The organism is Streptomyces sp. NPDC003635 (assembly GCF_053587635.1).
Genome location: NZ_JBSFOK010000022.1, coordinates 73069 through 100042 on the forward strand (window position 1 = coordinate 73069; position 26974 = coordinate 100042).

The following is a 26974-nucleotide window of genomic DNA, read 5'->3' on the forward strand; positions in this document are numbered from 1 at the left end:
CGGCATGCGGCAAGCCCGCAGTATCAGGTCGGCAGCGACACCCGCTCGATGGCCACCATGGCGGCGTCATCGCCGAGACGGCCGCCGACATGGTGCAGCAGGTCCGTGCTCAACCGTTCCAGCAGCGCGTCGGGGTCGTCCTGGTCGGGCCCGACGGCGAGCCGTTCCGCGAGCGGGTAGAACGTGCCGTTCTCGTCGCGGGCCTCGACGACGCCGTCGGTGTACAGCAGAACGATGTCACCCAGCTCGAACGCGAACGCCTGCGTGGTCAGCTCGGCGTTCGCGAACTCGGTGAGCCCCAGCGGCGGGGCCGGGTGGCGGGTGGTGAGGGGGCTGACCTGGCCGCCGCGCAGCAGCAGGGGAGGCGGGTGCCCGCAGCTGATCAGGTGGAGGACCTGTTCGTCGTCGGGGATGTCCAGCATGGCCGCGGTGATGAAGGCCTCGCCGCGGTCCTCCGCCGCGGATTCCAGCGCCGCGGGGTCGTCCAGATCCGAGGAGACGGTGCCCTCCAGGAAGGTGACCAGTGACGACAGGTCGGCCCGCCGGTGGGCAGCGCCCCGGAACGCGCCCAGCAGGAGCGCGGCGTCGCCGATCGCCTCGAGGCCCTTGCCCCGGACGTCTCCGATGACGAAGCGGGTGCCCCGTTCCGTGCGGGCGGCGGCATACAGGTCGCCGCCGATCTGAGCCTCGGATTCGGCGGCCAGGTAGAGCGAGGCGATACGCAGCGGGCCCACCCGGTGGGGGAGGGGCTTGAGCACCACCTCCTGAGCCGCCGTGGCCACGAACCGCAGTTGGGTCAGCTCCTTCTCGTGGCGCTCTCGCCGGGCGGCGAGCGAGGTCACGAGCACGGACATCAGGATCAGCGTGATGATCTGGAAGCTGTGGTTGAGATCGATGAGGCTGGTGCGTACGACCGCCACGACGGCCTGGGCCGTGACGGCGAGGGCGCCGATGGCGGCGGTGGCCCAGGGCCCGGCGAACGAGGCGGTCACAGCAGGCGCCGCGACCAGGAACGGTCCGAGGTGGACCGTGGGCGGGGCCAGGATGTCGATCACCGTGACGATCACGATCAGCGCGATCGGTATCGCCAGAAGCGCCTGCCGTGGCTCCTGCGGCAGCTGCAGCATCTCGCGGTGTCTGGGAGCCATGTCTTCTGGATACACCTCAACGCGCTCCCCCGCCCGCGATGGCCGAGGCCGGCGGCCGCGGCAGGCGTCAGTGGGGTGTTCGGCGTGCCGCGTTCTCTCGCCACTCCCGGCCGATCGAGCGCATCAGCGCCGGGTACACCCCGAGGTACCGGAAGGGCTTGATGGCCAGCATGTACAGGGAACCGAGGCGGCCGTTGGGCTTGACCAGGACGGCCATCTGGCCGCGGTAGCCGCCGTTGCCATCGGGGACCCAGCCGATGTGCAGCACCCCGTGCATGGTCCCGTTGGCGTACTCGGCGGCCCACTCGTCGTGGGTGAGGAAGACGGAGGTGAAGGGCGCCGTGCGGAGGTCGGGTCCCCGTTGCCCCGCGCGCAGGTCGTCGGGCAGCCGGTCGCGCAGCGACGCCACCCGGCCGCCCACGCCCGAGTCCGGCTTGTCCCAGCCGAGCAGCGCGCCGAGCTTCCAGCGCACCGCGAACAGGAAACGGCCCACGGGGTTGCCGCCGTCCGGACCACCCTCGCCGTTCGCCATCTGCGCGACCAGGTGGTGCAGGTCGTCCGGGCCGCCGGGTGTCGGCAACGGCCACAGATCCTCGAGCCGGAAGTCGTCGGCGATCTCGTGGATCCGCCAAGGGCGGGAGGTGTGGTCGGTTGCGGGAAGTCGCTGGTCACTCATGACAGACCCCTGTCTATACGGTGCCGTATAGATCGAGCATAGACCTATCTATACGGCTCCGTATACTCACGGGTGCCAGTGAGAGGAGACACGGCATGGGCGCGATCCGCACGCCACGGGACAAATGGATCGAGGAGGGACTGCGGGCGCTGGCCGCCGGCGGACCCGACGCCGTCCGGGTCGAGGTCCTCGCCCAGTCGCTCGGCGTCAGCAAGGGCGGCTTCTACGGCTACTTCCGCAACCGCGCCGCCCTGCTGGAGGAGATGCTCGACACCTGGGAGCGCGGCGTCACCGAGGACGTCATCGCCCGCGTCGAACGCGACGGCGGCGACGCCCGCGAGCGCCTCGGGCGCCTCTTCGACTTCGTCGGGTCCAGCGAGACGCCCGTGACCGACGCCGGGGTCGAGCTCGCGATCCGCGACTGGGCCCGGCGCGACGAAGCCGTCGCGCAGTGCCTGCGCCGGGCCGACAACCGGCGCATGGACTATCTGCGCGAGCTCTACGGCGCCTTCTGCCCCGACGAGGGCGACGTCGAGGCCCGCTGCCTGATCACCTTCTCCCTGCGCATCGGCGACCACCTCATCGCGGCCGACAACGGCCCGCGCAGCCGCGGGGAAGTCCTCGCGGCGGTCAGGGCACGGTTGTTGGGCTGAAGAGCCGGAACAAGCGCCCCCCTTCCGGGACGGCCGCGCCCACGGAGCACGGCCTGGACGTGCCGGGGTGACCGAGATGCAGCCACCCGCGCGGTTGGCTGTGCGCCCCCGCGCTCACCGGTCGAAATCAATCGCAGATCGGCCCACTAGGGTCAGAGGCATGACAACACCCCTCACCGGCAGTGCCTTCGAGTCGCTCCGCATCGACGCCGTGCCCGACCAGGAGGCGCTGCGCCGGGTCTACGAGGCCCCCAGCGGCGCGGGCCTGCGCAAGCAGATGAGCGAACTCACGGAACAGACCCAGCGGTTGATCGGCTGTTCCTCGTTGGTCTTCGTCGCCAGCGTGGACGCCGAGGGTAACTGTGACGTCTCCCCGCGCGGTGGCCCCGCCGGATTCGTCTCCGTTCTGGACGCACGGACGGTGGTGATACCGGATGCGACGGGCAACAAGCGTCTGGACTCCCTGCAGAACATCGTCGCCACCGGACGGGCCGGGCTGCTGTTCGTCATCCCGGGGCGCACCACGACGCTCAGGGTGAACGGACGGGCCTGTGTCTCCACCCGCCCGGACCTGCTGTCGCAGCTGACCGCCGTGGGCAAGCCGCCGGCGAGTGCGCTGGTCGTAGGGATCGAGGAGGTCTACCCGCACTGCCCCAAGTCGCTCCTGCGCAGCGCGGCCTGGAAGCCGGAGGAGTGGCTGCCGGCGGACGCCCAGCCCACCTCGGCCGAGGTGACGCTCGCTCAACTGCGGATGCCGGAACTGACGATCGCCGACATCGAGCAGGCGGAGGCGGACTCGCTGAAGTACCGCTACGAGTAGCTCCCGCCACGCCCGCCTTCGCGCATGCTCCGTGCGGACACCGAAGTTGAACGGCGTCTTGGCAGTGGGCAGTCACGGGGTTAACGTGCCTCGATCGCGTTCTCCCGAACTGTCGATCTGTCTGTTGACCTGCCGTGAGAGGACCACTATGTCCGCACGTCACAGAGCGGCGGTGACCGCCACCCTGGCCGCCGCCGCGCTCGTCACCCCCCTGCTCGTCGCCGGACCCGCCACCGCGGGTACCGACAGCCCGAGCTCGGCCCACCGGGGTGACGCACTGGCGAGGAAGCTCGTCCAGGAGTCCACCGCCACGAGTGCCTTCCGCCACCTGAAGGTCTTCCAGGCGATAGCCGACCACCACGGCAACACCCGCGTTGCCGGCTCGAAGGGCCACCAGCTGTCGGCCGCCTACGTGGAGGCGGTGCTGAAGGCCGCAGGGTACAAAGTCACGCGTCACGAGTTCGACTTCGTCTACACCGACGACATAGCCGAGTCCCTCACCGTGGTCTCGCCCACCCCGCGCGACATCCCCATCCAGCTCATGACGTACACCGTCAGCAGCCCCGAGGGCGGCGTGACCGCGGACGTGGCCGTCGCCCCCGTCGACGCCGACAACACCAACGGCTGCGAGCCCACCGACTTCGCCGCCGGCGCCTTCACCGGCAAGATCGCCCTGATCAAGCGCGGCGGCTGCACCTTCGCCGTCAAGCAGGCCAACGCCCACGCGGCGGGCGCGGTCGGCGCCGTGATCTACAACAACACCGGGGGCGCGCTCAACGGCACCATGGGTGACGCGACCTCCGGCAAGATCCCCACCGGTGGCATCACCCAGGCGGACGGTGAGGCACTGGCCGCCGAGGCGGCCCAGGGCCCGGTGAAGGTCACCCTCGACATCCGCGAACTGCGGGAGAACCGCAAGACCTTCAACGTCGTCGCGGAGACCCGCGGCGGCGACGCGGCCAACACCGTCTTCCTCGGCGCGCACCTGGACTCGGTCACCGACGGCCCGGGCATCAACGACAACGGATCCGGCTCGGCCGGCATCCTCCAGGTCGCGCAGAAACTGGCCAAGTCCCAGACCAAGGTGAAGAACAAGGTGAAGTTCGCCTGGTGGTCGGCCGAGGAGTTCGGGCTGCTGGGCTCGGAGGCCTACGTCGCCTCTCTGACCGAGGAGCAGAAGAAGCAGATCAAGCTCTACCTGAACTTCGACATGATCGCCTCGCCGAACGCCGGCTACTTCGTCTACGACGGCGACGACTCCGACGGCGTCGGCGCCGGCCCCGGCCCCGAGGGCTCGGCCCAGCTGGAGAAGGGCATCAACGACTTCCTCGACTCCAAGGGCATCCCGCACGAGGGCACCGACTTCACCGGCCGTTCCGACTACGGCCCGTTCATCGAGGTGGGCATCCCCTCCGGCGGCACCTTCACCGGTGCGGAGGGCATCAAGACCGAGGCCCAGGCAGCGAAGTTCGGCGGCCAGGCGGGTGTGGCGTACGACGTGAACTACCACGCCGCCGGTGACGACATCGACAACATCAACATGCGGGCGTTCGACATCAACATCGACGTCATCGCCGATGCCGTCGGCCACTACGCCTACGACCTCGCGCCCCTCAGCAAGCCGGTGGTCTCCACCCCGACCGAGGGGGACGCGGGCAGCGGGGGCGGCCTGCACGACGGCCACGAGCACGTGACCGAGTAGACGCCCCACGAACGAACGTGCTGCGGCCCCCGCTTGGGGGCCGCAGCCGCATCGACGGCAGTCACATCGCCTCCCTCCGACCGCTGAGGACGGTAGCGTTCCGGCATGACGTCAGCGCCGCGCCGTTTTCCGCCGTTTCCGATCCGCGGCCTGCGCGTGCTGCATCAGAAGCAGAACTGCGCGCCGCATTTCGCCGAGATCGAGGTGGACTTCGAGCCGGCGGCCGAGGGCTTCGTCTTCGAGGTGGCGCCGGAGCTGACGGTGGACTACGAACCCGCCGAGCACCTGCCCCGCTTCTTCGCGGCCGCCGCCACGGGGATCGAGGAACAACTGCGCCTGCCCGAGAACGGGGTCCTGATCGCCGCGCGGGTGGTGCTGAGGCGCGCCCGCGCCGACGCGTTTGGCTCGCACGAAACGGCGTTCAGAATCGCGGGCTGTCTCGCCGCCCGAAAGGCTCTGGAGCGCACGGGGTGCCCGCGAGTGTGAACGCCGCCCCGGGCCGGGGGTCAGGTTCCGGTGAGGATGTGGCCGTATGCGCCTCGTCCAAGAAACCGATGACAGCCGTTGACACCCACCCGAGCCTCGGCCCCCGGCTACCCCCAGCACCTCGCCGAACGCCCGGCAATCCAGAGGCGTTTCACCGCCTGAGCGGTCTCCTGGGCGCCACGGGTTCGGGCAGGTCCAGAGCGCGGCCGAGGGCGGAGGAAGTCGATCAGGTCGCGCTCCGCGCCGTCGAGCAGGCGACGCAGGTCGCTGACGGGGACCTCGATGACCGGGCTGTCGGCCCGCTCGGTGTCGACGGTCATGCGGACGACATCGCCGTGGCGTTCAGCGAGGGGCGAGGGATCGTGACCGAAGGATGCCTAGCCGTCGCCGTCGACGACCTCCAGCCAGTCGCGTCGCTCGCCCAGTCCGTGGCAGCAGCCCGGCAGGAGGGTGGTGCCGGTTGCCGTGTCGGTGATCCGCAGGCCGCCGGACTCGAAGAGGTGGTCCATGGTGAGCAGTCCGTGCAGAAGGGCCCCGAGCGGGTCGGCGGGCCTCGGGGGGTGACCGTCGTCCTCCGCATCGATGTCGGCGCGGACTCCACGACGGGCCAGAGCGTGAAGCCGTCGGTGGCGTACACCTCAAGGACGGGCTGAACAACGATCACCCAGGTAGTGTGCGGCCCGGTGGCCCACGAACGAAGCACCCGGATTACCGCGCGACGGCCTGCTCCCGCACGCACACCGCACGCTGACGAGCTTGCCCCGGCGGCAGCCTCCGTCTAGCCTCCCGCGGTCCCCTCGGTCACGGAGTCCTCGGTGTGCTTCTTCGCTCCGGCGCCCTCCGTCGTCAGTTCCTGTGGGGCCGCTGCCCCGGTGAGTTGCTGGTCCAGGCGGAGTTGGCGCAGGCGGGTCAGGAGGTCCTGGACGGCGGGCAGCGGAAGGGTGGAGAGGTAGCCCGAGATGTCGCCGCCGCCGCCGATGAACTGCGGGACGTCGAATCCGGCGAACTCACGGACGATCCGGATCATTGCGACGTTGTCGCGGCCGAGGGCCTCGACCTCGGCCTTGATCTCCATGCCGACACGGCGGCCCTCCGCACGGGCGAGGTAGGTGTCGATCGCGTCCTCGCGCTCGGCGTTCTTGACGGCCTGGTCGAGCTGCTTGCCCTTCAGCTCCTCGAAGAGCTCCGCCTTGAGGGCTTCGAGCATGGCCGGGTCGGTGGGCTCGAAGTCGCCCAGGTTGGTCTCCAGCGTCTCCACGCCCCACTTGCCGAGCGCGTGCTTGACCCGGTCGGTGAGGTTCTTGCGGACGTCCTCGTAGCTCTCCAGGAACTCGAAGACGGAGTTGGTCATGGCGATCTCGTTGAAGTATCCGGTGACCGCCACCCCGAGGACGTCCCGCACGAACCGCCGCATGGGCGCCGGGTCGTCGACGAGCCCGCCCAGTCCCGAGGTGCTGGTGCCCCCGAACTGGCTGACCAGCGTGGGCGCCACATGGGGCGGGATCTGCAGGTTCTGCCACAGATCGACGGCGAGCTCGAAGCGTCCCTGGACCTTGACGGTGATCTGCCCGAGGTCGGCGTCGTAGTTGTCGGCCTCGGACTGCTCCTTGTTGTGCCATTTCAGGATCAGCACCCGGGTGGGAATCACCATCACCCGCACGAACCACGGGTTGAGCGCGTACGACGGACCCTTGCCCAGCGTCTCCTCCTGCACGCCGCGTCGGCCGCCGTTCGCCAGGAACACCCAGGGCAGGCGGAAGTTGCTGTGGCCGGGCACCCGGGGTGCCACGGCGCCGTCCGGTCCCTCCTCCGGCTCGGCGCCGTCCAGGGTGATGACGACTCCGGTGTAGTCCTCCTCGATGGAGATCTCCCGCAGATGCGCCTCGGTCAGTCCGTCGCGGGAGGCCGTGACGTTGTCGACCGTGATGACATCGAAGAGTTCGGGATTGATGTCGTAGTACATCCCGCCGCCCAGGATGGCGAGTTGCCGCCCCTGCTCGCCGCCGCCGGCGAGAAAGGCCTCGGCGTCCTGGAAGCTGTCGCACTCCACATGGCGGCCGAAGCGCTGGTCCGGCGGCCGTACCCCGCCCTCCTTCGCCTGGACCAGCCCGATCGTGCCCGCGGGCACGAAGGTGCGCGGCCGCATCTCGACCCGGAAGAGCCGGGGGTTGATGTAGTACGACTGCCCGCCGCTCAGCGTCCTGACCTGGACGCCCTGCTGGCCCTTGCGCTCGCCGTCGCCGAGCAGGAACTTCTCGCCGTCCTGGAAGTCGTCGCAGTCGACGTGGCGCGCCAGCCTGCTCCGCCCGGGCCGGTTGTGGCCCTCCAGAGCCGTCACCACCCCGATCATGTCGTGCGGTACATGCACCCTGGGCACGCACTCCACCGAGTTGACCAGTGGCCACAGCCAGTGGACGCCGGGGAGAAGGGTGCGGGCCAGGACTCCACGGGCGTTGTGCGGGTTGACGTGTTTGTACGCGCGGTCCGGGTGCTGGGGGACGTATCTGCGGGTGATGACACCTAAGTGGTCGGCGGGCACCACGACCCGGGCGTTCCAGGCCACCGCCGCGGCCGCGACGAGCAGGACGAGCAGCACAAAGATCATGGTCCGGTTCCCCATTCCCGCAGCCGCGCGTGCAGCGCCAGCACGGTCGAGCTCCAACGGTCGTACCAGTCAGGGTCGTTCTCGTGGCCCGGGTCCCGCAGGGTCGGATAGAACCCGGCCCGTCTCCCGGCCCCCGCCCGGCGGGCGAAGTCGCGGTAGAGACGGGGTACGGCCGTCTCGGCCGAGTCGCGCCAGCCCAGCGCGGCGCCCAGGTCTGGGAAGCCCGGGCCGCGGCGGCCCCCGACCGGGGCGAGCGCGAGCTGGCGCCGGAAACCTTGCCGGCCGTCCGAGTGGCGGTGCCACAGGGCGTCGATGCCCGCGAGCAGTTCTCGCGGGACGCCGGCGGCCTGCCGGGCGCTTAGCCAGCCCTCCGTCATCCGGCCGGCCGACTCCATGACGAGGCGGGTGGTCAGCAGGTCGGCATGCTCCCACTCGCCCCCGGCCAGGTGAGCCCGCAACTGCTCCAGGCCCGCGGAGGGGGGAAGCCGAACCGTGCGGGGTGCGGTGCCACGGCGTGGCGCGGGCAGTTGGGGCGACCGGTCCCGGGTGACGTCGTCGTGGATGCGGTGCAGCAGGCCGAGTTCGGTGGCGTCGAGGAGGGCGCCGTCCCGGGCGTCGATGTGCCAGACGGCGGCGAGGTGGTAGTTGACCTCACCGTCCAGCAGGACGGGGACGAACGGCCGTCCGTGCACCTGGCCTTCGAGGATCATGCGGGTGATGTCGTCGGAGTCCTGCGACTGGGGGGTCATCACGACGACGACCGCGAGGGCGTTGCGCAGTTGCTGCCGGATCGTCCAGAAGTGGGCGTCGCCGGGCCGCAGATCATCGATCGACCAGACCGGCAGCCCGGCCTGCCGTAACTGCTCGGCGAGCGCCCGGCCGTAGTCGGCGTCGGCCGCGGCGTAACAGACGACGAGGGCGGGACGCTCGGGCGGCGTCACCGGGTGCGCGGCGGAGCGCTGGGAGGCCACGAGATTGTCCTGCGCCCCCGCCGCACCGGGCCGGGCGGTCCGCCCCGCGACGACCGCGGCGAGTTCGGCGGCCTTCTCCGCGAACTGCTCCTCGGTCACTTCACTGAAGTCCCGCCAGACGCGGTTGGCGGCGAACGGCGGTACGGACACATGGCCGAGCAGCACCGGGATGAACCGCAGGCCGCGTTCGGCCGAGGCGGTGGCCAGCGCCGCGTACTCGTCCATGGCGCGGGCGGAGCGCACGGCGGCCGGGCTGATCACGGCGATCCCGTTGGCGGAGGCGTGCAGGGCCTCGTCCAGACGGTGGACGATCACCTCGCTCGGTTCGATGCTCCACTCGGCGAAGAAGGGCCGCAGCCCGTGCGTGACGAGTTCCCCGGCCAGTCGTTCGGCCCAGGCGGCGTCGTCGGCCGCGTAGGAGAGGAACACCTCGTTCAACGGCCTGGACCTCCTGGGAGTGGGCGGCTGCCTCGGACTGAGCCGCCGATCCGCGGGCCACCAGAGTAGGGGTTAACTCCCCTTTGAACAGAGGGAGTTGTGTTTGTCGTACTAACTGGGTTCTTCTGCGTAGGAGGTGGTACGGCGGGAGGGTGACGCAAGGACCGGTCCGCGCCCCGCGAGACGGATCGGCCACCGGGGCGGCGAGGGAGCGGGCGGGGCGTGGGGGAGCGGCTCGATCAAGGGCTCGGCCAGGGCGGCCAGCTCCGACCGGCCCTGATCCGCCGTGCCGCGCCGCATGCGGCGCAGCAGGTGCTCGGCGCGCGGGCGCAGCTCGGGATCCTTCGCCAAGCCGGCGGCCAGCGGCTCGCGCAGCGCGATGGGAACGCCCGCGACGGGTGGCGGGGCGGTGGTGTGCCGGGCCATGAGACTGAACACCTGCGGTACGGCGAAGGGCGGTTGACCGGTCAGGCACAGGTGCAGCAGACAGGTGGCGGCGTACACGTCCGCCGGCGCGGACGCGATGCCGGTGCCACGCCAGAGTTCGGGGGCGCGCAGCGCCGGGTCTCCGGTGGTGAGCGCCGCGAGTCCCAGACCGGTGACCGTCACCTTGCCGTCGGCGCCGACCATGATTCTCCCGGCGCGCAGATCGCCGTGGGCCGACCCGCGCTCGTGTACGGCGACCAGTGCGCGCAGGACGTCGCGGAAGACCACGCTCGCGGCTTGCCGGGACAGGGCGCCGTGGTGCTCCAACAGCCGGGTCAGCGTGGTCCCTTCGACCGCGTCCGCTATGAGGGCTCCGCCGACGGCCGCGGCCGATCTCTCGTACGCCGCCCGGAACGAGGGCGCCCGCACGAACCGGTGCGGCACGGCCGCCTCGGGCAGTCGCAGACCGCGGAGCCGCTCCACGTCCCCCTGGAACGCCGTAGCCCGCGGGTGGTGCACCAGCAGCCGCGCGGGCACGTAGCGCACCACGGCCAGGACCTCACGCCGCTCATCGGCCCGCGCGGACTCCCACGCGTCCCCGCGGCCTTCCCGTGCCGGGGGCGGCCAGGCCAGGACGGTCCGCCCGCAGCGTCCCTGGTGCAGTTCGCGTACCTCGGTCCACCGCGGCAGTCGCCACGGCCGGGTGACCCCCATGTCAGGCCCCCGCGGCGCGCCGGGGCGCGCGGATGATCCGTACCAGGCGTGAGACCTCCCGGTCGTAGTGGTCGGTGCCCGGCCGGGTGAGGTCGAGCGGCTGGTGGATGGCGGCGAGCGGGGGCAGCGGATCCTGCGTGGTGCGCGCGGGAACGAACCGCAGGCCGCCCTCGTACTTGCGGTGCAACAGCGCCGCGTACTCGTCACGGGCGCGCAGGTCGACCATCGTGCCGGAACCGAACACCAGCACGCCCCAACCCGCCTCGGTCAGCGCGCGTTCGGTCTCCAGCAGCGGGACCAAGCCGGGTTCGACCCAGCGCACCAGGAACACGTTCAGCCCCGCCTCGTGCAGTCGGCGGGCGAGGCGGTCCGCGGCATCGGCGTCGCCGGCGGCGTGCGCCACGAGGGCGTCGTACGGTCCCTGCGCCGGGAGCGGTTGGGGTGGTGCCGTCGTGCGCCCCGCGTCGGATCGCCGCCCGCGGTACTCGTGGTACGCGAACCACACACCCGCCGCCGCGGCGAGCACACCCGCGATCCCGATCACCAGGTTTGCCGTCTCAACCCCCGTCATGACCAGGAGTGTAGAGGTGGTGACCGACTGTGGGGGCGGGTTCGCCCCGGCTGCCTGTAGACGGGCGCGAGGCCAACTGTGGACTCGTGCGCGAGGATGAAAGCTCTTGGTGGGCCAAAGCCCACCAGCTCGGCGATGACGGTGATGGATCCCGTTCGCCTTTCGAACAGCCACGGCTTCGAGCGCGTCCGTACGCCGGTTGCGCTGCCGAACCGTGACGACAACGCATCGGCCCGGGGCCGTCCGGGGGTGCTTGGACGGGCACTTCGAAACGTCCTAGGAGAGTACCCATCGGGGCGGGTGGTCGGGTGCGGCCGGGCAGGTGAAGAGGTGCAGGTCCCGGTCCCGGCCGAAGCGGAGGCGGGTCGGCTGAGCAACGGACGGGCCGCCCTGGATCGAGTCCTTTCCCCGTAGGTGCGGGTCGCGGTCCTCCAGCGGCACCCAGCTGTGCGAGGCCGCGTCCGTCTCGTAGCCGTCGGCGGTCAACAGCAGTCGCATCGGGGCCGCGCAGGTCGCGCAGGTGATGGTCAGGGGGCCGGTCGAGGCCCAGCTCGGGAAGCCGCTGACCCGCCAGCCGGGCGGGATCGAAAGATCACCCTGGTAGCTCGGGGCGTCGGGGCCGTGCTCCGCCGCCTGGGCGTCGTCCCACTCGTCGATGAGCGCGATCAGCGAGGCGGGCAGGGTGTCGTCCTCCGCCCAGGGATAGGTGTCCACTTCTTCGGGATGCAGGACACATGGCTCGGGGAGTTCGTGCTCCCAGCGCAGCATGGGGACTTCGGGCGGGGCGGTGCGAAAGCGATTCGCGCGCTCGGTCTCAGCGGCCCGCCGCCACCGCAGGTGGTACCGGCGTTCCAGGTGCGGACCGTGTGTGAAAGGGCAGCGGAAGAGCTGCACCAGGTCCGCACCGTCGGGCCCGGCCGCCAGACCGGGTATGTCCCGGCGGAAGAGCTGGGCGAACCCCACGAACGGCACCGGGTCGCCTTCCCTCGGGGCCTCGCCTGATGGCCACGCTCGACGCCTCGGCCGTACACCCTCGGCCCGGGCGCGGCGGATCTCGTCCGGCGCGTATCCCTCGGTCTCGGGCCGGTGCGGTTCGTGGCAGACCGGCCAGGGGGCGTCCTCCGGCCACAGCATCGGCCCGCCGACGTGGCTGTCGCGCATGCCGGGCCGCCCCGGCCTGGGGTGCAGCCGGGTCGTCCGGCCCCGGTGGGCGGCCAGCTCCGGGAACACGGCCTCCACGGCCACGGGCCTTGGCGGCGTGGTTCTCTTCATGCCCCGACCCTAGGACAGAGGACCGTCGATCCCGGCGGTCACGGTCGGGAGCGCGGCCGTCAGGGCACCGGTCGTAGCGTCGGGTAGGGGCTGAGGGTGAGGTAGAGGCCTGCGGCGGCGTGCTCGGGGGTGGTGGGCAGGGGGAGCATGTGGCTGGTTCCGTGGCCGCCGAGTCCCTGGGCGGGGCGGCCGTATAGCGGGCTGCGCAGTTTCGTGTGGAGCAGCTCAACGCGGTCCGCCTGGGCGTCGTGGAGGTCCTCGGCGCCGGTGATGATGTCCAGGAAGGACTCGTGCAGGCGCAGGCCGTGGCGGTCGCGGTGGCTGAGTGTCTGGGCCTGCCGGAAGTAGGCGTCGCGGCCGTCGTGGATGCGGTAGAAGGCGCCGACGAGGATCAGCAGGCGTTCGTAGGCGTTGCGGTAGGCGGTCTCGTAGAAGGCGCGGGCGGCGGTTTCGTCGACGTCGCCCTGCAGGACGGCGGTGATGGCGGCGGCGCTGAGCAGGCCGCTGTACATGGCGAGGTGCACTCCGGTGGACAGGAGGGGGTCGAGGAAGCAGGCGGCGTCGCCGGCGAGGTAGTAACCCCGGCCGCAGAACGCGTCGGAGGTGTAGGAGTAGTCGGTCTCGATCTTGAGGGCGGACACCTGCCGGGCACTGTGGAGGATCCGTCCCAGCATGGGGCACTGCCGGAGTGCCTGGTCATAGACGGCTTCGATCGAACCGAGCCTGCCCCGGGCCTGGTTGAAGGACCGTTTGTCGGTGACGAGGCCGACGCTGAGGGTGCCGTCATGCAGCGGGATGGCCCAGAACCAGCCATGGTCGGGCAGCGAGAACACACCGATGGCTCCCTCGGGGGCATCCGGGAGGGGGTCGGCATCACTCCAGTAGCCCCACACGGCCACGTTGCGGAACACATCGTGCACCTTTCGCGCGCCGAGCCGGCGGGCACCCAACACCCCAGCTCGGCCTGAGGCATCGACGATGCACGCGAAGTCGATGTCGCCGCCACGGCTGCTCCCGGGCCCACTGCCTCGGCCTTCCCCGGCCTCACCGCCACGACCGTTCTCGGCGACCCACGAAGCCGACACCGCACAGCCCTCGCGCAGGGCGACCCCGCGCACGCGGGTGCCTTCCCGGACGTCCGCGCCCTGACGGCGGGCGTGCTCCAGCAGCAACTGGTCGAACTCCGCTCGGACGACCTGGTAACTGTGCGGCGCCTCGCGGCCCGGCTCGTCGAAGCGCAGGGCCCACTCCTGTCCGCCCCACCCGTAGAAGGCCCCTGTCTTGCGTACGAAGCCGTGCCGCTCGACGGTTTCCCGGGCACCCAGCACGTCCAGGACCGGCAGCAGTGAGGGCAGCAGGGACTCTCCGATGTGATAGCGAGGGAAGCGCTCGCGCTCCATGACCACCACTTCGAAGCCCTGCCGCGCCAGCAGCCCCGCCGCGGTGGCCCCCGCCGGCCCGCCCCCGACGACCAGCACCTGAGTCCGCTCCCGCACGACCCGCCCCCGTCCGGTCGAGGCAATGACGGCTTTGCGTTCTGCCCGTCGGCCACCGCACGTGTCAGCATGGCCGCCATGACGAGTACAGGGCACACGCCGGCCGTCACACAACCACCCGCCCCGAGCCATGGCCGAACGACGCCCCTGGGACCCAGAGCCACTCCGCTCACCGTCGGAGCCGAGGAGGAGTTCCTGCTCGTCGACCCCGTCTCTCGCGAACTGCGGGCCGACGCCGAGAAGGTCGTGACCGAGGCAACGGGCGAACTCCGCGACCGCGTCGGTCCCGAGATCACCCGCTACCAGGTCGAGACCCGCTCCGACCCGCACACCGACCTGACCCACCTGGCCGAGCAGATCCACGCCACCCGCCGGTCCCTCGCCCAGGCCGCCGCGCGCCAGGGGCTGCGCATCGTCTCCACCGGAACACCCGTCCTGGCTCCGAACGGCCCCCCGCCGCTGACAGACGGTCCCCGCTACGCCCGCAGCGCCGCGATGTTCCGCGCCCTGGACGACGAACAGATCGCCTGTGCCTGCCACATCCACGTCGGTGTACCGGACCTGCCGACCGCCCTGCGGATCAGCAACCACCTGCGGCCGTGGATCCCGCTGCTGATCGCCCTGTCGGCCAACTCGCCGTACTGGGACGGCCGGGACACCGGTTACGCCAGCTGGCGCACGACCACGTGGGGCCGCTGGCCCGTCGCCGGGCCGCCGCCGTACTTCGAGTCTCCGTCCCACTTCGAGGACCTCGTCGACGGCTTCCTCTCCACGGGCACCCTGACCGACCGGGCCGGCCTGTACTGGGACATCAGGCCCTCCCACCACCTGCCCACCCTGGAGTTCCGCGCCGCCGACGCCACCGCGACGGCCGACGACACCGTCCTGCTGGCCGGCATCGTCAGAGCCATGACCGCCACCGCCCTCACCGCCATGGAGGCCGGAGAACCCGCCCCGCGCTGCTCCCCCGAACTCCTGCGCGCGGCCTGCTGGCACGCCGCGCGCGACGGCATCGGCGGCAACGGCATCGACACCGCCACCGGCCACCTCACGCCGGCCGCCACCCAGATCGAGCAGCTCCTGTCCCTGCTGCGACCCGCCCTCGACCGGCACGGCGACACCCAACTCGTCCACGCCCTCTGGGCACGCCTACGGACCCAAGGGGGTCGCGCCGAGGCCCAGCGCGCCGCCTTCCACCGCCAGGCCAGCCTCACCGACGTCGTCGACCACCTCATCCGCACCACCACCCCACCCCGACACACCGGCGCTCGGCGCTGATGGGAGCGGAAGGCGGCGCGCGGCCTAATGGATCCAGTGCTCACGCCCCACTGCCCGGCGGGCACGCCACCCCCTCAGCGGTCTGGCCTCCCGGCCGACCAGCAGGGGCACGGTCTGACAGCAGAACTCGACTGCTTCCGGCGAAGAAAGTGCTCACCTGCTGGCGGCTACGGCACCGAGTCTCTCCGACCCGGCTGGTCCCATTAGGCGAATGCGGCTGCCGGCAGCTCCGCCTCCGTTTCCTCCCAGGACAGGTGAAGGCCGATCTCGTCCTCGAGGAACCGAAGGAAGGCGACGTCCCCCACCTCCTGGCCGCCGTGCACGAAGCCGAGCGCCGCCTCCGCCGGGGCGCCGTGCGTGAGGTGCGGCAGCCCGGGCTCGAAGGAGGTCACCAGTTGGCCGTGCCGGGCGTAGTCGACGCGGCTGAAGCCTGTGGCGTTGCGATGGACGCAGAAGGCGCGCCCTCGCTCGGACAGCGCCGCGAGGTGGGTCGCCGTGTGGCAGCTGGAATCCTCCAGCGCGTACGCCCAGCCAGGCACCGACCCCGCGCGGACGATGGTGGTCGGCGGGGTGGGCAGAAAGCCCCCGCTCGTCAGCCGGCCGACCGCCGTCTCGTCCTCCCAGTCCAGGAAGTCGAGGTCACTGATGTGGTCGTCGTCCTGCCTGAGCCGCAGCTCGTCCGCCGCCGACCGGGTCAGCGGGACGATGCGGTGGTCCTCCGCGCCGACACCGCGCAGCAGTTCGTACGGCGAGAGGCCTTCGCCGAGCGTGAGCGTGAAGCCGATGTTGTAGGCGTCGGCGATCCAGCGCAGTCCGTTGTGCCCCGTTGTCGGGTCCATGTGATCCCCCTTCTGCACGGCTGCCTGCCCTCCTCCTTGCGTCGCCATGCGGGCGGGCGGCCGTCGGTCCATCGTGGGCGTATGAGCTGGGGCCCAGGAGCGAGGGCAGCCCTCGCCGCCAACTCCACCACGGGAGGACACCATGGAGCAGTACCAACTGACGGACGGGCAGAAGAAGGCCTTCGAGGACAACGAGGCCGAATTCCGCAAGCTGGACGGGCAGATGCGCGGCGTTCGGGAAAGCGCCCGAGCCCGGCTGTCAACCAGCGGCTGGGAGCCCGACTCCAGCGACGGCAGGCGCTGCCTCTCCTGCCCCTGTCCGGACTACCAGGGCGGCGGCCCACAGGGAGGGTGCAAGCGGCTCAGCTGCCGCCACCCGCTCCTCGATCACGACATGGACACCTGAAAGCAGCCGGATCGCAGGCCGGGCCCACCCCGACCGGCCACCGCACTGGGGTGGCCGGTCGTCGGTTGTACGGCCGTCAACTGCTCGCAGGGCCGGCGCACGCCTCCTCGGTGGGGACCCGGGCCGCCGGGCGCGCACCTTCGGGCACCGGGACGGGCTTCGGGCGGGAGGAGGCCGTGGCGAGGTAGGCGTGAGCGGCTTCGAGCGCCTGAGTGATGTCGCGGGTGCCGGTGGACACGCACAGGGTGTAGGCGAGGTCCCGCAGGCGCGGACTGGGAGTGTCGCTTCCGTCACGGAGCTCCTGGGCGCGGAGGGCCTCGTAGGCGCTGACGAGAGCACGCAGGTGAGCGGGCAGGGGCATCAACATGGGTCGGACTCCTCAGGGCGTGGAATCGGGGCTCACGACGCGGAGCGGTTGCTGGAGCGCTGTGCCAGGGCCTCGTCGCGGACCCGGGCGCAGCTGCGGCTGATGAGCCGGGAGACGTGCATCTGGGAAATGCCGAGGCGATCAGCGATGCGGCCTTGCGTCATGTCCTCGAAGAAGCGCATGTACAGGATCGCCCGGTCACGCTCGGACAGCCTGCTGAGTCCCTGCTTGGCGGCCTCGCGGTCGACGATGACGTCGTACGAGGCGTCCGGTGTGCCCAGCGTGTCGGCGAGGCTGTAGCCGTCGTCGCCCTCGGACAGCGCGACGTCCAGCGACAGGGTGCTGAAGCTCTCCAGCGCCTCCATGCCCGTACGTACCTCGTCCTCGGTGAGGCCGGCGTGCTCGGCGATGTCCGCCACGCTGGGCTCGGCGCTGCCGGGGTTCTGGGTCAGCTCCCTGCGGGCCACTCGGACCTTGTTGCGTAGTTCCTGTACGCGACGCGGGACGCGCAGAGCCCACATCCGGTCGCGGAAATGCCGCTTGATCTCGCCGGTGACGGTCGGGACGGCGTAGCTCTCGAAGGCCCCGCGTGAGGGCTCGTAGCGGTCGACGGCCTTGACCAGACCGAGCGCGGCCACCTGGCGCAGGTCCTCGATGGACTCGCCGCGGTCGCGGAAGCGGGACGCTATGCGGTGGGCCATGGGCAGCCAGACGGCGACGAGTTCGTCGCGCAAAGCGGACCGCTCGGGACCGTCCTCCATCTCCGCCAGCCGGGCGAAGCGCTCTGCTGTGTCCGGGGCGTCGTCATGGCTGCGCCGGGCGGCGGTGCCGGTCGGCCTCCGAGCGGTGTGCGGGGAAGACGTCGAGATATCGGTAAGCATGCCGAAGAGCTCCTGAACGTGGTCGCAAGGCACGATCGGGAACAAAGTCCCGGGTCGTGACCTGCACGGGGGGATGCCAGGGTCAGCCGCGGGAACGTGCTCGGAGCTCGCCGAGAGGCGGGCCCGAGCGGACATACTTGTCCCCGCCGGGCGCGCCTCCTGTCCGAAGCACAGGATTCCGGATGCCCCTCGGTCCTGCGCGCAAACACCCCTCTTACCGTCGCCTTTCGAAGCGGTCCTGACGCGCCGCCGCCGAGGACGGCGGCCGGGCGCCACGGCACCGGGTCACGGCCCGGAGGACAGCCTCGACCATGGCGGTCAGGTGGCCTGTCGCGACGCACGATCCGAAGCCGGCCAGACGTAGGGCAGATCGTCGGGAACGGCGGGGAAGTACGCGGTGTAGGTCGCGGGGTCCTTGCGGACCAGGGCTGAGCGGTGGCTGCGGTGGAAGGCCTCGTCGCCGAGCCAGGGCGGCAGCTCGCCGGCGGCTGCCAGTTCCGCCTGGTCGCGCACCGTGGTGCCCGGGCGGTGGGTGGCCAGTTGGGAGACGAGGGAGGCCGCGCAGCTGTCCTGGTGACCCTGTTCGCGCCAGACGCGGCAGACTTCCAGGCCGTAGCGCACGAGTGCTTCCTCGTATCCGGTCCACATGCGGACGGCCGGGTGCCGGCGCCAGCCGTAACCGGGGACCGTCAGTCCGCGCAGGACCTGGAGTGCTTCGACGCGTTGCTTGCCCAGGCGCCGTCGGTCCAGCAGTTGCGCGCTCTGGCGGAAGTCGGGGTGGGGCAGGAAGGTCTGCATCGGTGCTCCGTCACTTCCCGCGTGGCGCATCGGGGGCGTCGTCCGTTTCGCCGGCCCCCGCGTCGCGGGCGGCGCGGTCGGCGAGGCCGCCGGCTCCGAGCGGGCCGGTGCAGGCGCAGGAATCGCCCTCGGGACGGGAGAGGCCGTGGCGGGACATACGCAGGACGACAGGGGGCAGGACCGGCCGCAAGGGCTGGACGAGCCGCAGCCAGGCGGGGGCGTACACGGCCGTTCGGCGGCCTTCGACGCCCGTCACCAGGCGGGCGGCGACGGTCTGGACGGGGTGGGTCCGGCGGGCCGGCGGGGGCAGATGGGCGCGGAGTTCACGCATGACCGGGTAGCGGTCGGCGTCGCGGATCATGTCGGTGTCCGTCCAGCTGAGGTAGGCGATGCCCACGGCCACGCCCCGGTGGGCGACCTCCGCTCGCAGGGAGTGCGTGAAGGCCTCGGCGCCCGCTTTGGAGGCGCAGTAGGCGCTCATCAGGGGGACCGCGCCGAGCGACGCCAGCGAGGCGACCTGGAGGAAGTAGCCGGCCGTGGCGAACAGGTCCGGCAGGAACACGCGGGCGGTGTTCGCGCTGCCGCCGAGGTTGACCTCGATGACGCGGTGCCAGCCCGCCGGATCCGAGGCGAGGAAGGGGCCGGCCTCGGAGATGCCCGCGTTCGCCACCACTACGGAGGGCGGCCCGAGGCGGGCGCGTACCGTGTCGGCGGCGTCCGTCAGAGCGGTGAGGTCGGTGACGTCGACCGCCACGGCCAGCGCCGGGCCCGGCAGGGACGCGGCCACCGCGTCGAGGGCCTCCGGTTCGTGGCCGAGCAGCGCCACCCGGGCGCCGCGCACGGCGATCTCGCGGGCCAGGGCCGCCCCGATCCCGCGGGCGGCTCCGGTGACGGCGACCGTGCGGCCGGTCAACGGACTGCTGCGCACCGGCTCTCCTTCCGGGCCCGTGGGAGCGTCCCCTCGCGGAGGTGGAGCCCCGGGCAGCTCATCACTGTGCTTCGGGCGGCCGAGCCGTGTGGTCGGGGTGGCCCGGGGTGCGGCGGTCCTCTTTCAGCTGCGCCTCGTAGAGGTGGTCGCGGCCGTGGGCGAGTTCTTGGACAGCGCTCGCTTCCAGCTGCTGGAAGGCTCGGTAGTAGGTGGCGTTGTAGGCCTCGATGATCTGGAACGTCCAGTGTCCGGGGATGACGTTGCGTCCCACGATGTCGGAGCGGATCCGCTCGGCCCATTCGTGATGGCCTGCTTCCCGCAGCAGGCGCACGGCGTCGTCCAGTTGCAGGTCTGCGGTTCCGGTCAGCTGGTGGAAGTCGTACAGACGGCCTCTGGCGCGTTCGGTGGTCTCCCACGCCTTGGACAGCGCCCCGAGCGCCACGACGGTCCGTTCGTCGACGTCGGCGGGGCGCTGGTGTGCGGGGGCGGGTGAGGTGCGGGTTTCGGTGGGGTCGCTCATGGGTTTCCTTCCTGGCGGATACGACCGTTACGCAGGTGCGGCCGTTTACGGCCCTGCTCCTCCGGTGCGCGGGCTTCAGGGCTTGCTTCCGGTGCGGTCGCGGTGGGCGAGCAGCCGTTGGGCGCGGGACAGGCCGGTGGGGTGCCCCCGCAGGGCGGCGCGAGCGGCGTTGGCTCCCGGAGCGCCGTGCACGCCGCCCCCGGGGTGGGCCCCGGCCGAGGCGAGGAAGAGGCCGGGCACCGGTGTCTCCGGGCGCCCGGTGCCGGGCAGGGGGCGGAAGACGAGCTGCTGGTGCAGCGCGGACGTGCCGCCGTTGATCGCGCCGGCGCGGAGGTTGGCGTCGAGGGCCTCCAGGGCGGGCGGCGCGAGGACGCGGCGGGCGCGGATCAGGGAGCGGAAGCCGGGCGCGAACCGTTCGACCTGCTGTTCGACGCGGTCGGCCATACGCTCCTGGTCGGACTTGTCCCAGCGGCCGCTGATGCCCTCCCCGCCCGCGTCGGCGCTGATCTCGTGGGGGACATGGGTGTAGGCCCAGGCCGATTCGGTCCCCTGCGGAGAGCGCGAAGGGTCGGCGGTGGTCATCTGGCCGAACAGCAGGAAGGGGCGGTCCGGGAGCTGCCGCATGGCGATCTGCGCCGCGAAGCGGGTCAGCTCGTCCATGCCGTCGGCCAGGTGCACGGTGCCGGCCGTGGCCGCCTGCCGCGCCTGCCAGGGCACCTGGCCGTCCAGCGCCCAGTCCACCTTGAAGGTCGCGAAGTCCCACTGGAACCGGTGCAGGTCGTCCCGGAGCTGGGCGGGCAGATGCTCGGCGGCGACGAGTTCGCCGTACAACGCCGGCACCGACACGTCCGCGAGCACCGCCCGGCGCGCCGACACCACCTCGCCCGCCGCCGTGCGCACCCCGATGGCCCGCCCGCCCTCGACGACGACCTCCACGACCCGCTGCCCGCAGCGCACCCGCCCGCCGTGGGCCTTCAGGCGTCGCGTCAGAGCCTGGGTCAGCGCGCCCGCCCCGCCGACGGGGACGGGGAAGCCGTACGTCTGTCCGAGCATCGCCATCAGCCAGCCGAAGCCGCCGCTGCCCGCTGATTCAGGAGCCAGGTCGGCGTGCAGTGCGTTGCCGGCCAGCAGCAGCCGTCCGCCCGCACCGCTGAACTCCTCCTCTCCCATCCGGCGGACCGGAAGGACCAGGGAGCGGGCCATCCGCAGTCCGCCCGCGGCGCGCAGCCGGGCTGCCAGCCGCGCCGTGGCGCGCACCGGCGGGAAGGGCGTGAACAGGGCGTCCAGGAGGTCCGGGTACAGGCCCTGCCACACGTCGTGCAGGCGCCGCCAGGCATCCCCGTCGCCTGCGGCGAAGGCTTCGAGGGACTCGGCCGTGCCCTCCACGTCTCTGCCCAGGACCGCGCAGCTGCCGTCGGTGAGGGGATGCGCCAGCACGGCGGGCGCATGACTCCACCGCAGGCCGTGGTCCTCCAGGCGCAGCGCTGTCAGTACGGGGGAAGCGGCGGCCAGGGGATAGAACGAACTGCACAGATCGTTCACGAACTCGGGGTCGACCCCGCGGTCGTGCCGCACCGCCCCGCCGGGCTCCGCCTGCTCTTCCAGCACCTCCACGCTCCACCCGGCGTTGGCGAGCAGATTGGCGGCCACCAGGCCGTTGGGACCGGCCCCGATCACGACGGCGTCCGGTGCCCCCTGCCCGTCACCCGGTGGCCGGGCGGGCGACTTCTGTCGCCTCGGCGCGGGCCGGGGAGCGTCGGAGGAGACGTTCTCGCACAGCCGGGCGAGCCGGGCGAGCATCGCGCGGTGGCGCAGCTGGACCAGTGCCTCCAGGCCCGCGTTGTGCACCTTGCCCCCCGCGCCTCGGAGGGGATGCTCGTCCAGGATCACCAGGCAGTGCTCGCCCCACGGCCGCAGTTCGACCGCGATCCGCGCCGTGCCCAGGAACCCGGCGTGAGCCTCCAGCTCCAGGCGGACGCCTTCCTCGCAGTGCCGCACCACCGTCTCGTTGACGAGCCTGCGTGGCCCGAGCCGGATCTCGTAGCGGATCTCTGCCCCGGTCTGCGGCCACTGGCCCCGAGCGGGCCAGGACCGGGACGTTCCCACCACCCACTCCCCATATCGGGTGCCGTCGGCGAGGACAGCCCACACCGAGGCGGGGCTGACCCGGATCAAGCGATGGCGAACGGCCACGGAGCCTCCCACGTGCCAGGGCCGGCCCGGCCGCCGACCCCGCTCCGAGTACCCACTCGCCTCCGACCCATCGATCCGAGCAGATCGGAATGCCGTCGGCGGAAACCTTGGGGTGCCGCCCCGACGCCGAGGCTTCGGGCTGGGCCGTAGACCGGGAGGAACAGTGGCGCGGTGAGAGAGCCGCAGCCGCAATCACCAGACCACCCCGAGGATCCTCATGCGGCCTACTACAAGCACAGCGGACGGCAGAGCCCGGCGGCGCGACCTGACCGTGAGCGGTGCTCCGGCCCGCCGGTCACCGCCATCGGGCACGTCTTCCGCGTCCGAGCCCGCCAGGCGCGGTTCCGCCGCGAGGCGCGCCCTGCGGGAGCTGGGTCTGGTCGCGTTGCTGTTCCTGGCGTACAAGTTCGGGCGACTGGCGGCGGACGGGCACGTCGGCGTGGCCTTCGAGAACGCGGAGACCGTATGGCACTGGGAACGCGTGCTCCGCCTGCCGGCCGAGAGTTCCGTACAGGACCTGATGCTGGGCAGCGAGGCGGTGATCCGCGCGGCGAACGGCTACTACGCGTGGGTCCACTTTCCCGCGACCGCCCTGTTCCTTCTGTGGCTGTACCTGCGCAGACCCGCGCACTACCGGTGGACCCGCAACGTCCTGGTGCTGCTGACCGGTGCCGCTCTGCTGCTGCACCTCGTGGCTCCGCTGGCGCCGCCGCGGATGCTGGCGCGTGCCGGGATGGTCGACACCGCACGGGTGTGGGGTCCCGCCGTGTACGGGGATCCGCAAGTCGACGCGACGGCCAACCAGTACGCGGCCATGCCCTCGCTGCACGTCGGATGGGCGGTGGTGCTCGCCGTCGCGCTGATCGTGGTCTCCCGCGGCCGGTGGAGGTGGCTGTGGCTGGTCCATCCGGTCGTCACCGTGCTGGTGGTCGTGGCCACCGCCAACCACTACTGGCTGGACGGCGTGGCGGCGTGTCTGCTGCTGGCCGGCGCGTTCCGCGTGGTGCGGCCGCCCGGGAACTGCCCCGCGGGCCGGCGCACGCGCGGCCGGCGTCGGGGGAGTGGACGGGTCGGCCGGGCCCTGCGGGGCGAAAGGAGTACATATCACTCATGACGGCCGGACCCGGGCGCGGTTGACTGGTCGTAGCTGAGACGTGGGGACGACTCAGCGGCCGCAGCGCTAGGGGACAGCCACTGCGGCGATGTCCATCCCCCCGGCCCCGACGTCCTGAGCGGAGACCTTGGAGGCCGGGGGATGGAGTACGAAGCCCCCCGTCGAACGGCGAGCCCCCTGAGTCTCGCGCCGACCTCGAGGCGAGACCCGGACCGCAGGGCCGCAACCCAGTGAGATCACGGATGCGCACGCCTCGCCCGATCTCGCAGAGTGGCTCGTTGTACCCAGCAACGGCCAGGAGACCTCATGGAACCGCCCCGTCCGCGCCGCCCTCCACAGCGGGTGGCAGGCCCCGCGCGTCCCGACGCGGAGCGGGGCCGCGGGACGCGCGGTCGCACAAACCTTGGGGTGCCTCCCCAACGCGAAGGACGCGGTCGGAAGCCGAGCATCGATGACAGGTGCCCGACGGACTCCAGAACACGCTCCGCGCCCTCCGATGCTTGGGGAATCACCATGGCCTCACCCGCGTATCCCACCCTCCACACCGCGTACGACCCCTCGGGGCCCGACGAACTCCTGCCGACCGGCCCGCCCGCACTGGTGGGCCGCGACCGTGAGCTGCGTACGGCACTGCACGTGCTGCGGTCCGCCGGAGGGCCCGCCGGAGTCCTGATCGTCGGCGCGCCCGGCGTCGGCAAGACCCGTCTCGGGGAGGAGATCGTCACCGCCCTGTCCGCCCCTCTCGAAGCGGAGGAGGGAGGCCCACCCGGTCGGTCCGGCCCCGGTGGCTCGGTGCGGCCCGTCCAGAGGCTGGCCCCGGCGGCGGTGACCAGGAGTGTGCGGCCCCTGCTGCGACCGGGGTCGGTCCGCCCCCGCACGCTGTGGATCGACGACGCGCATCTGCTGTCCGCGCAGGCCGCCGAATGCCTGGGCGAGCTGTCCCACCGGCGTGAGCACAAGATCCTGCTCGCGATGACCAGCGACCAGGGGCCTTCGCGGCTGCAGTCGCTGTGGAAGGACCAGCGGCTCACCCGCCTCGAGCTAGGTCCGCTGGACGTCTTGTCCACACGGCGCCTGACGAGCGCGCTGTTCGGTGACCGGCTCGCGCAGCCGGGAGTCGTGCGGCTGGCCGCCATGTCGGACGGCAATCCCCTGCTGCTGCGGGAACTCGCCCGGGCCGCGTTCGAGCGGCACCTGATCGTCTCCGAGGGCCCGCTGTGGCGGCTCGGCAGCGGCCTGCCGGTGTCGAACGCGTTGCGGGAACTGGTCGCCCGGCAGCTCGGCGGGCTCTCCGAGGACGCCCGCCGGGCAGTGGAGCTCATCGCGCTCGCCGAGCCGGCTCGTCTCGACGTACTGGAAGGGCTCGTGTCCGCGGACACCCTCCTGGACCTGGAGGACGCCGGAGTGGTCCGCGTCTCCGACCCCGGGACCGAGCCGGCGCCGGGCGCCGCCCGTTCGGTGGCCGTCGCCCACCCCTATGTCGGGCACGTGCTGCGCCAGGATCTCGGCCCGTTGCGGCGCAGGCACTACCTGCGACGCTGGACGCGCGAAGTTCCGAGGGCGGACCTGACGCCTGCCGAGCGCGTCCGCCTCGCCCAGTGGCACCTGGACGCGGGTGACCTCCCCGAGCACGACCTGCTGTGGGACGGTGTGCGGTGCGCCCTGCACGACCATGACGCCGTGGCGGCGATACGGCTGTCCGCGGCCGCGTGGGACGGCCACCCCACCGCCTGGGCCGCCGAACTGCACGCGCGCGCCCTCTTCGCCGGTGGCGCCTTCGAGGATCTGCACGCCTTCGTCGAGAAGGTGACGGTCGAGCACCCCGACCACCTCCACCGCCTCGTGCCGATCCAGGCCCGTACCCTGCTCTTCGAGGGCCGGCAGGATCACGCGGACGCCGTCGCCTCGCAGCTGACCGGCACGCAGCTCTCGGGGTTCGCCGCCTTGTCCGCGGCCTTCCGGGGACGCTTCGCCGAGGCGCTGGGCCACGCTCGCGAGGTACTGAACGACCCCGCTTCACCCTGCCGTGCCGAGTCCGCCCTGCTCGCGATCGGCTCCCTGGGGCGGATGGGCCGCCCGCACGACGCACTGGAACTCTACGAGGAACTCCGCGGGCACCAACCCGGCGGCGACGCCTGCTGCTTCTTCGAGGCGGACGCCATGGAGGAGGCACACGCACTCGCCCAGCTGTACGCCGGGCGACTGGACGAGGCCGAGGGCATCCTGCGGCGCGAATACCGTACGGCCGTCCGGTGCAACCGCGTCGGCGTCGACGCCCGGCGGGGCCTGACCCTCGGCGTGGTCCTCCTCGAACGCGGCCGTATCCGCGAGGCGTTGTCCTACTTCTCCTTCACCCCGGCCTACCAAGTGGCGTGGCGGCCCTGGCACGTCAGGGCCGCCATCCACGCCACGATCGCGGCGCACTGCCTGTCGGCGGTCCAGCAGGAAGGCCTGGCCGCCTTGCCGGACGACGCCGGGCAGGGGCCGTACGCCGCCGAACTCGCCGTCGCCCGCGCCTGGCAGGCCCACCGGCGCGGCGAGCAGGAGCAGGCCACGATCCTGCTGCGCACGGCCGTGGACGCGGCACTGGAGGCAGGCAGTCACGGCGACGCCGTCGTCGTCCTGCACGAGATGGCCCGGCTCGGCCTGCCGGCGCATCCCGCCGTCGGCGAGGAACTGCCCGTGCAGGGGACGTACCTGCGGAGTCGGCTGCACTACGCGCGGGCGGTGCACTCCGGTGACGCCAAGCTGCTCGGTCAGGTCTGCCGGGCCCTGGCCCACGCGGGGGCGGACCTGTACGCGGCGGAGGGGTACGCCGAACTCGCCCGGTTGCAGCGGCGGGCCGGGAGGAACCGCGCGGCCACCGCCTCCACGGTTCAGGCTCGCTCGCTGCTGCGGCAGTGCGGCGAGGTGAGCACGCCGGCGCTGCACTTCCTCGGCGACCCGGCCGGCTTGTCGGAGCGGGAGCGGACGGTGGCGCGGCTGGCGGCACAGGGGCACACCGACAAGGAGATCGCCCACCTGCTGGTGGTGTCGCCGCGCACCGTCAGCAACACCCTGTACCGCGTCTACCAGAAGGTCGGCGCCTCCGACCGCAGGCACCTGCGCCGGCTGTTGTCGCTGTGAACAAGACCAAGGAGTCCAGCACCGTGTCCGACCTGGAGATCACCTACCGGGGAACCGTCTACCCATGGCACTGCGACCACATGGGGCACATGAACGTCATGTGGTACGTCGGGAAGTTCGACGAGGCCACCTGGCAGCTCTTCGCCGGCATCGGTCTGACCCCGGCCCTCCTGCGGAGGCTGCAGCGCGGGATGGTCGCCGTGGATCAGCGGATCTCCTACCGGCGCGAGGTGCGGGCGGGCGAGGTGATCGTGGTCCGCTCCGGGGTGCTGTCCACCGGCACGTCGTCCCTGCGGTTCTGTCACGTGATGGAGGACGCCGTCAGCGGCGAGGTGTGCGCGGTCACGGCCGTGACCGGCGTGCACTTCGACACGCAGGCCCGGCAGGCGGTGCCGCTGGCCGCGGAGCACGTGGCGGCCGCCCGCGCACGGATCACCGACTTCGAACCGGGCCTGTGACGCCGTAGGCCCGCAGCACGCTCCGCGGCGAGCGGCCGCCCGATTCCGGCCCACCCCGCCTACCGGCTGCCGGCCGTCGCCGACACCC

General features: G+C 71.9%; 26 protein-coding genes and 1 pseudogene. 10 read left to right on the plus strand and 17 right to left on the minus strand.

Annotated features, from left to right (window positions below):
* Positions 1 to 23 precede the first annotated feature (23 nt).
* Together ACWDRW_RS21555 and ACWDRW_RS21560 are read right to left on the minus strand one after the other, a co-directional pair.
* Entirely contained in the window at positions 24 to 1148 is a 1125-nt protein-coding gene (locus tag ACWDRW_RS21555; protein ID WP_451725375.1) for a PP2C family protein-serine/threonine phosphatase, read from the minus strand.
* Between the two features lie 67 nt (positions 1149 to 1215).
* Positions 1216 to 1824: a DUF2867 domain-containing protein gene (locus ACWDRW_RS21560; RefSeq protein ID WP_451725376.1), complete on the minus strand. Its 609-nt coding sequence runs from the start codon at positions 1822 to 1824 to the stop codon at positions 1216 to 1218.
* 95 nt (positions 1825 to 1919) lie between these two features.
* Here ACWDRW_RS21560 and ACWDRW_RS21565 point away from each other — a divergent pair, with 95 nt between their 5' ends.
* The 4 genes from ACWDRW_RS21565 (at position 1920) to ACWDRW_RS21580 (ending at position 5485) form a co-directional block, all read left to right on the plus strand.
* Positions 1920 to 2477, plus strand: coding sequence for a TetR/AcrR family transcriptional regulator (locus tag ACWDRW_RS21565; protein ID WP_451725377.1), 558 nt, complete (start codon positions 1920 to 1922; stop codon positions 2475 to 2477).
* A gap of 160 nt (positions 2478 to 2637) precedes the next feature.
* Positions 2638 to 3297, plus strand: coding sequence for an MSMEG_1061 family FMN-dependent PPOX-type flavoprotein (locus ACWDRW_RS21570; protein WP_451725379.1), 660 nt, complete (start codon positions 2638 to 2640; stop codon positions 3295 to 3297).
* A 148-nt stretch (positions 3298 to 3445) separates the two neighbouring features.
* Positions 3446 to 4999 carry a M28 family metallopeptidase gene (locus tag ACWDRW_RS21575; protein ID WP_451725380.1) on the plus strand — a complete coding sequence of 518 codons (1554 nt, stop codon included), beginning with the start codon at positions 3446 to 3448 and terminating at the stop codon, positions 4997 to 4999.
* A gap of 105 nt (positions 5000 to 5104) precedes the next feature.
* Positions 5105 to 5485: a hypothetical protein gene (locus tag ACWDRW_RS21580; RefSeq protein WP_451725382.1), complete on the plus strand. Its 381-nt coding sequence runs from the start codon at positions 5105 to 5107 to the stop codon at positions 5483 to 5485.
* Between the two features lie 377 nt (positions 5486 to 5862).
* On the opposite strand, the gene ACWDRW_RS21585 is transcribed toward ACWDRW_RS21580, so the two are convergent.
* Entirely contained in the window at positions 5863 to 5994 is a 132-nt protein-coding gene (locus ACWDRW_RS21585) for a hypothetical protein (protein WP_451725383.1), read from the minus strand.
* Between the two features lie 12 nt (positions 5995 to 6006).
* Here ACWDRW_RS21585 and ACWDRW_RS21590 point away from each other — a divergent pair, with 12 nt between their 5' ends.
* Positions 6007 to 6138: a hypothetical protein gene (locus tag ACWDRW_RS21590; protein ID WP_451725384.1), complete on the plus strand. Its 132-nt coding sequence runs from the start codon at positions 6007 to 6009 to the stop codon at positions 6136 to 6138.
* 125 nt (positions 6139 to 6263) lie between these two features.
* Here ACWDRW_RS21590 and ACWDRW_RS21595 read toward each other — a convergent pair whose 3' ends face one another.
* From ACWDRW_RS21595 to ACWDRW_RS21620, 6 genes are all read right to left on the minus strand, one after another.
* Positions 6264 to 8090: an SPFH domain-containing protein gene (locus ACWDRW_RS21595; protein WP_451725385.1), complete on the minus strand. Its 1827-nt coding sequence runs from the start codon at positions 8088 to 8090 to the stop codon at positions 6264 to 6266.
* The gene (locus ACWDRW_RS21600; protein WP_451725448.1) at positions 8087 to 9490 is read right to left on the minus strand and encodes a TIR domain-containing protein; all 1404 of its coding nucleotides are present in this window, start codon (positions 9488 to 9490) and stop codon (positions 8087 to 8089) included. The genes ACWDRW_RS21595 and ACWDRW_RS21600 overlap by 4 nt, the downstream gene beginning before the upstream one ends.
* A 120-nt stretch (positions 9491 to 9610) precedes the next feature.
* Positions 9611 to 10639, minus strand: coding sequence for a protein kinase domain-containing protein (locus ACWDRW_RS21605; protein ID WP_451725387.1), 1029 nt, complete (start codon positions 10637 to 10639; stop codon positions 9611 to 9613).
* Position 10640: 1 nt separating this feature from the next.
* Positions 10641 to 11210: a TIR domain-containing protein gene (locus ACWDRW_RS21610; RefSeq protein ID WP_451725388.1), complete on the minus strand. Its 570-nt coding sequence runs from the start codon at positions 11208 to 11210 to the stop codon at positions 10641 to 10643.
* Between the two features lie 276 nt (positions 11211 to 11486).
* On the minus strand, positions 11487 to 12482 hold the full coding sequence (locus ACWDRW_RS21615; RefSeq protein ID WP_451725390.1) for a hypothetical protein: 996 nt from the start codon (positions 12480 to 12482) through the stop codon (positions 11487 to 11489).
* Positions 12483 to 12541: 59 nt separating this feature from the next.
* Positions 12542 to 13978, minus strand: coding sequence for an NAD(P)/FAD-dependent oxidoreductase (locus tag ACWDRW_RS21620; protein WP_451725391.1), 1437 nt, complete (start codon positions 13976 to 13978; stop codon positions 12542 to 12544).
* A 78-nt stretch (positions 13979 to 14056) separates the two neighbouring features.
* Between ACWDRW_RS21620 and ACWDRW_RS21625 the strand changes: the two genes are divergently transcribed.
* Positions 14057 to 15256: a carboxylate-amine ligase gene (locus ACWDRW_RS21625; RefSeq protein WP_451725392.1), complete on the plus strand. Its 1200-nt coding sequence runs from the start codon at positions 14057 to 14059 to the stop codon at positions 15254 to 15256.
* 203 nt (positions 15257 to 15459) lie between these two features.
* Here ACWDRW_RS21625 and ACWDRW_RS21630 read toward each other — a convergent pair whose 3' ends face one another.
* Entirely contained in the window at positions 15460 to 16095 is a 636-nt protein-coding gene (locus ACWDRW_RS21630) for a DUF6461 domain-containing protein (protein ID WP_451725393.1), read from the minus strand.
* Positions 16096 to 16237: 142 nt separating this feature from the next.
* On the opposite strand from ACWDRW_RS21630, the gene ACWDRW_RS21635 reads away from it, so the two are divergent.
* The gene (locus ACWDRW_RS21635; RefSeq protein WP_451725395.1) at positions 16238 to 16501 is read left to right on the plus strand and encodes a hypothetical protein; all 264 of its coding nucleotides are present in this window, start codon (positions 16238 to 16240) and stop codon (positions 16499 to 16501) included.
* 76 nt (positions 16502 to 16577) lie between these two features.
* Here the strand turns inward: ACWDRW_RS21635 and ACWDRW_RS21640 are convergent, their stop codons facing one another.
* The 7 genes and pseudogenes from ACWDRW_RS21640 to ACWDRW_RS21670 form a co-directional block, all read right to left on the minus strand.
* Positions 16578 to 16868 carry a DUF5133 domain-containing protein gene (locus ACWDRW_RS21640; RefSeq protein ID WP_451725396.1) on the minus strand — a complete coding sequence of 97 codons (291 nt, stop codon included), beginning with the start codon at positions 16866 to 16868 and terminating at the stop codon, positions 16578 to 16580.
* A 32-nt stretch (positions 16869 to 16900) separates the two neighbouring features.
* Complete coding sequence (locus ACWDRW_RS21645; protein WP_451725398.1) at positions 16901 to 17749, minus strand: SigB/SigF/SigG family RNA polymerase sigma factor; 849 nt, start codon at positions 17747 to 17749, stop codon at positions 16901 to 16903.
* 318 nt (positions 17750 to 18067) lie between these two features.
* Positions 18068 to 18547 (minus strand): MSMEG_6728 family protein, encoded by a 480-nt coding sequence (locus ACWDRW_RS21650; RefSeq protein WP_451725400.1) that lies wholly within the window; start codon positions 18545 to 18547, stop codon positions 18068 to 18070.
* Between the two features lie 10 nt (positions 18548 to 18557).
* Positions 18558 to 19475: an SDR family oxidoreductase gene (locus ACWDRW_RS21655; protein WP_451725402.1), complete on the minus strand. Its 918-nt coding sequence runs from the start codon at positions 19473 to 19475 to the stop codon at positions 18558 to 18560.
* Positions 19476 to 19536: 61 nt separating this feature from the next.
* Positions 19537 to 19995: a hypothetical protein gene (locus ACWDRW_RS21660; protein ID WP_451725403.1), complete on the minus strand. Its 459-nt coding sequence runs from the start codon at positions 19993 to 19995 to the stop codon at positions 19537 to 19539.
* 75 nt (positions 19996 to 20070) lie between these two features.
* Complete coding sequence (locus ACWDRW_RS21665) at positions 20071 to 21672, minus strand: phytoene desaturase family protein (RefSeq protein ID WP_451725450.1); 1602 nt, start codon at positions 21670 to 21672, stop codon at positions 20071 to 20073.
* Positions 21673 to 21777: 105 nt separating this feature from the next.
* Positions 21778 to 22200 (minus strand): annotated as a pseudogene (locus ACWDRW_RS21670) (SRPBCC family protein); the annotation flags it as partial.
* A 205-nt stretch (positions 22201 to 22405) separates the two neighbouring features.
* Between ACWDRW_RS21670 and ACWDRW_RS21675 the strand changes: the two are divergent.
* The 3 genes from ACWDRW_RS21675 (at position 22406) to ACWDRW_RS21685 (ending at position 26886) form a co-directional block, all read left to right on the plus strand.
* A complete protein-coding gene (locus tag ACWDRW_RS21675; protein ID WP_451725404.1) occupies positions 22406 to 23302 on the plus strand; it encodes a phosphatase PAP2 family protein in 897 nt (298 codons plus the stop codon).
* Positions 23303 to 23815: 513 nt separating this feature from the next.
* The gene (locus ACWDRW_RS21680; protein ID WP_451725406.1) at positions 23816 to 26428 is read left to right on the plus strand and encodes a LuxR C-terminal-related transcriptional regulator; all 2613 of its coding nucleotides are present in this window, start codon (positions 23816 to 23818) and stop codon (positions 26426 to 26428) included.
* Positions 26425 to 26886 carry an acyl-CoA thioesterase gene (locus ACWDRW_RS21685; protein ID WP_451725407.1) on the plus strand — a complete coding sequence of 154 codons (462 nt, stop codon included), beginning with the start codon at positions 26425 to 26427 and terminating at the stop codon, positions 26884 to 26886. The genes ACWDRW_RS21680 and ACWDRW_RS21685 overlap by 4 nt, the downstream gene beginning before the upstream one ends.
* The last annotated feature ends 88 nt before the right edge of the window (positions 26887 to 26974 follow it).